The sequence below is a fragment of the Salinivibrio sp. IB282 genome, assembly GCF_001995685.1.
GTDB classification, from domain to species: Bacteria; Pseudomonadota; Gammaproteobacteria; order Enterobacterales; family Vibrionaceae; genus Salinivibrio; species Salinivibrio kushneri.
Genome location: NZ_MUET01000118.1, coordinates 1 through 4,503 on the forward strand (window position 1 = coordinate 1; position 4,503 = coordinate 4,503).

At 47.7% G+C, this 4,503-nt stretch carries 4 protein-coding genes, 1 tRNA gene and 1 pseudogene; all 6 read left to right on the forward strand.

What is annotated here, in order from left to right; translation table 11 throughout:
• Positions 1-40 precede the first annotated feature (40 nt).
• Positions 41-1,249, forward strand: coding sequence for a NupC/NupG family nucleoside CNT transporter (locus BZG14_RS14770; RefSeq protein WP_077461092.1), 1,209 nt, complete (start codon positions 41-43; stop codon positions 1,247-1,249).
• A gap of 180 nt (positions 1,250-1,429) precedes the next feature.
• Positions 1,430-1,520 (forward strand) — tRNA-Ser (locus BZG14_RS14775).
• Between the two features lie 459 nt (positions 1,521-1,979).
• Positions 1,980-2,612: an HNH endonuclease gene (locus BZG14_RS14780; RefSeq protein WP_077609099.1), complete on the forward strand. Its 633-nt coding sequence runs from the start codon at positions 1,980-1,982 to the stop codon at positions 2,610-2,612.
• A gap of 84 nt (positions 2,613-2,696) precedes the next feature.
• Positions 2,697-3,122, forward strand: coding sequence for a hypothetical protein (locus BZG14_RS14785; RefSeq protein WP_077609100.1), 426 nt, complete (start codon positions 2,697-2,699; stop codon positions 3,120-3,122).
• Between the two features lie 84 nt (positions 3,123-3,206).
• Positions 3,207-3,542 carry a transposase gene (locus BZG14_RS14790; RefSeq protein ID WP_077609101.1) on the forward strand — a complete coding sequence of 112 codons (336 nt, stop codon included), beginning with the start codon at positions 3,207-3,209 and terminating at the stop codon, positions 3,540-3,542.
• A gap of 225 nt (positions 3,543-3,767) precedes the next feature.
• Positions 3,768-4,502 (forward strand): annotated as a pseudogene (locus tag BZG14_RS14795) (IS3 family transposase); the annotation flags it as partial.
• Between the last annotated feature and the right edge of the window lies 1 nt (position 4,503).

A 4,503-nucleotide genomic window follows, 5' to 3' on the forward strand; every position in this document is an offset into this window, starting at 1 on the left:
CAATACAACACGCAATACAACACGGCAAGGTAATCTATTTATGCAACTCCTCTATAGTGCGGCAGGTCTCGTCGCTCTGGTTCTGTGCGCGTGCGCATTTTCCACTAACCGTAAAGCTATCAATTGGCGTACCGTGCTCGGCGCGTTTGGTTTGCAAGCCGGTTTCGCGGCGTTAGTGCTCTATATCCCCTTTGGGCAAGCCATGCTGGGCTCAATGAGCAATGGCGCGGCTAAGTTGTTATCGTTCGCCAACGAAGGCATCGAATTTGTATTTGGTCCGCTGGCCAATGATGGATTTATCTTCGCTGTTAAAGTTTTGCCGTTAATCATTTTTATCAGTGCGCTGATTTCTCTCCTTTATCATCTCGGCATTATGCAGTGGGTTATTAAATTGCTCGGCGGGGGCATACAGCGATTACTCGGCACCAGTCGAGCTGAATCGCTGGTAGCCACCAGTAACATCTTTCTTTCTCAGGGCGAATCTCCTTTGGTGGTTCGCCCTTTTCTTAGCAAAATGACTCGCTCAGAGCTATTTGCAGTGATGGTCGGCGGTATGGCCTCGGTGGCCGGTAGTGTGCTTGGCGGTTATGCCGCGATGGGTGTAGATTTAAAATACCTGATTGCGGCGAGCTTTATGGCGGCACCGGGTGGGCTATTGATGGCCAAAATCATCGTCCCAGAGACCGAAACACCGGCCGAGCAAAGCCAGGTTGAGATCAGCGATAGCGACCAAGCAAACGCGATTGATGCATTGGCTAGCGGTGCGATGAACGGCATGAAAGTCGCGGTTGCGGTCGGCACCATGCTGGTGGCCTTTATCAGTGTGATTGCGATGCTAAACGCCGGGCTGAGTAGTTTAGGGGAGCTGGTCGACATTGACGGCTTAAGCCTAGAAATGTTGTTTGGTTACCTGTTCTCACCCCTGGCGCTGCTTACCGGCGTACCCGTGCATGAAGTATTTGATGTCGGCAACCTCTTGGGACAGAAGATTGCGCTTAATGAGTTTGTCGCCTTCTTATCCTTTGCCGATATTAAAGCCAACCTGTCGGTGCAAAGCCAGGTGATTGTGACTTTTGCTTTGTGTGGTTTTGCCAATATTGGCTCGATTGCCATTCAACTTGGCTCGATTGGTGCCATGGTGCCAGAGCGCCGCAAAGATGTGGCAAGCTTAGGCGTGCGCGCGGTGATTGCTGCCACTTTTGCCAACCTAATGAGTGCGGCATTGGCGGGTATTTTTATCGCGCTATAAACATTGCGCAGTAAAGAGACTCAGCTAACGTGTCTCAGTAAAAGCAGGGCGATTGGCGGCAAGCTAATCGCCTTTTGCTAACATATTCGCCAAGATGATCACAGCTTGAGCGAACAGACAAGAAGCGGTAAATAAAGGGTTTACAAGCCAAAGCGAACCCAATAATATACGCGGCGTTCCGGAGAGATGGCTGAGTGGTTGAAAGCACCGGTCTTGAAAACCGGCAAGGGTTAATAGCCCTTCTAGGGTTCAAATCCCTATCTCTCCGCCACATATAAAAAAGCCGCTGCTCAGTCAGCGGCTTTTTTGCATTTATGCCCCCACAAATCCCCAAACCCTGACCGCGCCAACATTTTAGACGCCTTTGCCTAAACACACTGCCCAGCATCTGATAACCTAGCCCACAAAAAATCGCCCTGTAAGGCCTTTTGGACGCCGCCAACCAGAGGGCGGTAGCGTGGGTGTTGAAGCCAATTTATTGCCGCTGCGGTCTTATCACCTCGTTCCCACGCTCCTGCGTGGTAACGCGTTATGGGTTAGCTTGTACTGTTTCGGGATAATGTGAACGCCTCAACCGTGACAGGCGGCATGCACACTTTCGCAGACGAGCTGATTGCTTTAATTGCTATAAATGTGTTTAATAATAAGTAGTTAGATGAAAAAAGACGCGTGTAACGGTTTTGGAAGATCGAGCGCGCGCACTAATACAATGTTATAACGGGGAGTCCTGATGTCAAGTTGGGATACAGATATTATCAAAGCATTTGAAAATCTTGGTGGAAGTGCGAGCTACGACGCACTTTATGCCGAGATTGAGCAGATTCGTACTGGGCTTCCGAGTACATGGAAGTCAGTTGTCAGAAGGCGTATTCAGGATCTTTCGTCTGATTCTGCCGGCTTTAAAGGAGGGCGAGACCTTTTCTTTTCTGTGGAAGGTTTAGGCGCTGGTGTTTGGGGTTTACGCTCGTACTTGGAGGAGACGCCAAAGGCCTTGGATTTACCAGAGGGTGTTGAGGAGCCTGGCCGTGCGTATTCTCTGACATATCGGGTTCTGCGGGACACGGTTCTGGCGAGGAAGATTAAAGTATTGAATCAGGATCGCTGTCAGATTTGTGGAATGGCGGTTAGTTTATCTGACGGGAAAACTTATTCTGAAGCTCATCACATAATACCGTTGGGCGTTCCACACAATGGGTCTGATGTCCCGGGTAATGTGATAGTGCTATGCCCGAATCACCATGTTCTCTGTGATTATGGTGCAATTCAATTAACTCTCTCAGATTTGCGGACTGTGGAAGGCCATGAGATATCTGAGCATAGCATTTCGTATCACAACGATGTCATATTCGGGCGTAAGTTATAACAAGTCGCAGCAGTTCGCGGCCGATGGCCGCCGGACGCTCGCAAACTCGCGCCGCTGTGCTCGGCGTTATGTTCAGGAGGAAAATTGGAAGGCACTGAACTAGTTAAAATGGACAAGTGGCCGAAGTTTTATCTGAACAAAGGCTGGGTTAAAACGTTGATGCAGAGGGAAGTATCTTTAGCGGCTTCAATCACCGTAATGTACTACTCCTATTTTTATGCTTGTATGTTTGGTAATGTTGCAATTTTTTCAGGATCAGGTTCAGTGGTTTCTATTATCGGATTACTTTTGACGCTCAAGCATAATTTCATCAGCGATGCCTCAAATCCTAACGCTGCTTTTAATAAGTATTATAAGAAGATGGGTAGTTTTAATTCAATTCATCAAATGAAAGATGCTAGTAAAGTTAACCCTGTTATCAGAGCTGTCAAAGATGAATATATGGGCATATCACTTCTAGTGCTTGGAGGTTTAGTTAGTGGCTATGGCTCGTTAGTTCGTTTATTTTAGCTATGAACATAACAATAAATTTAAGAGTGATTCTGGACTTGATCCGTTTTACTGGACACGCATCGACGACCTGAGGAGGTCAGTATGCCAGCCTATAAAACGGGTAAAAAGACAGCGCAATATTCACTAGACTTCAAACTGAAAGTGGTTGAATGGAGCTATGAAACGCATCGAACAGTGAAGTCGGTTGCAGAGGCGCTTGATATCCATCCATTCATGCTATCGAAATGGCGTAAAGCGTATCGAGATGGAGAGTTTGGTATGGTCAAGTCCCTAAAAAATAAAGTTAAGCCAGACAAGGCGAATGATGAGTTATCGGCACTCAAGCGACGGATCACAGAGCTTGAAGAGGAGAACGATATCTTAAAAAAGTGGCAACGCTTTCAAGCAGAACAAAGGCGCAAGCCTACCAATTCGTAAAGCATTATAGTGATGTTTACTCAGTAAAGAAGCTGTGTAGGCACCTGTCTGTGTCTCGTAGTGGCTATTATGATTGGCTAAGCCGCGGACAGTCAGGACACGCGCGCGCAGATAGTGAGCTAGGCGCAGAGATAGCGTTCATCTACCGTAAAAGCGAAGGCAGATATGGGAGTCCTAAAATCCATGCGGCGTTGAAGGCAATGCCGCGGACAGTCAGGACACGCGCGCGCAGATAGTGAGCTAGGCGCAGAGATAGCGTTCATCTACCGTAAAAGCGAAGGCAGATATGGGAGTCCTAAAATCCATGCGGCGTTGAAGGCAAAAGGTCTCGCAGTGAGTCGTAAGCGTGTGGCCCGCTTGATGCGAGAAGCCGGTTTAAAGGCGAGAGTGGACCGTGTTTACCGTCGTCGGCAAAAGAGTCGGACGTTCTTTAAAGGACTCGTCAATCGACGCTTAGAACAAGAAAAGGCGAGCAAAATCAATCAACAATGGACTGCGGATGTTACCTATATAAAAGTAGGAAACCGATGGGGCTACTTAGCGGTAGTGATTGATGTTTACTCAAAAAAGGTACTTAGCTGGGCGCTCAGCGACAGACTCGATTCAAACTTGACGATGTTCACTATCGTCAAAGCACTCGCTAGCCGAAAGCCTAAACGGGGGCTGCTATTTCATACAGACAGAGGGCGCGAGTATTGTGCGGATAGGGTGCGACATTTACTGGCGGAACACGGTATTGAGCAGAGCATGAATCGGCCAGGGAAATGCACGGATAATGCAGAAGTCGAGTCGTTCTTTAAATCGCTTAAGGGCGAGTTAATCAAAGATGCACCGATTGCTAACTTAAGTCACTTACGAGAGAAGCTCAGAAAATATATTCAGTACTTTTATAATCGAACACGGTTACACAGTAGCATTGGCTATATGTCGCCGATAGCGTTTGAAAAACAATGTACTTAAC

Bases quoted from the DNA above. Each gene is read 5' to 3' on its own strand.
- BZG14_RS14770 (WP_077461092.1), top strand. From the start codon at position 41: ATGCAACTCCTCTATAGTGCGGCAGGTCTCGTCGCTCTGGTTCTGTGC.
- BZG14_RS14780 (WP_077609099.1), top strand. From the start codon at position 1,980: ATGTCAAGTTGGGATACAGATATTATCAAAGCATTTGAAAATCTTGGT.
- BZG14_RS14790 (WP_077609101.1), top strand. From the start codon at position 3,207: ATGCCAGCCTATAAAACGGGTAAAAAGACAGCGCAATATTCACTAGAC.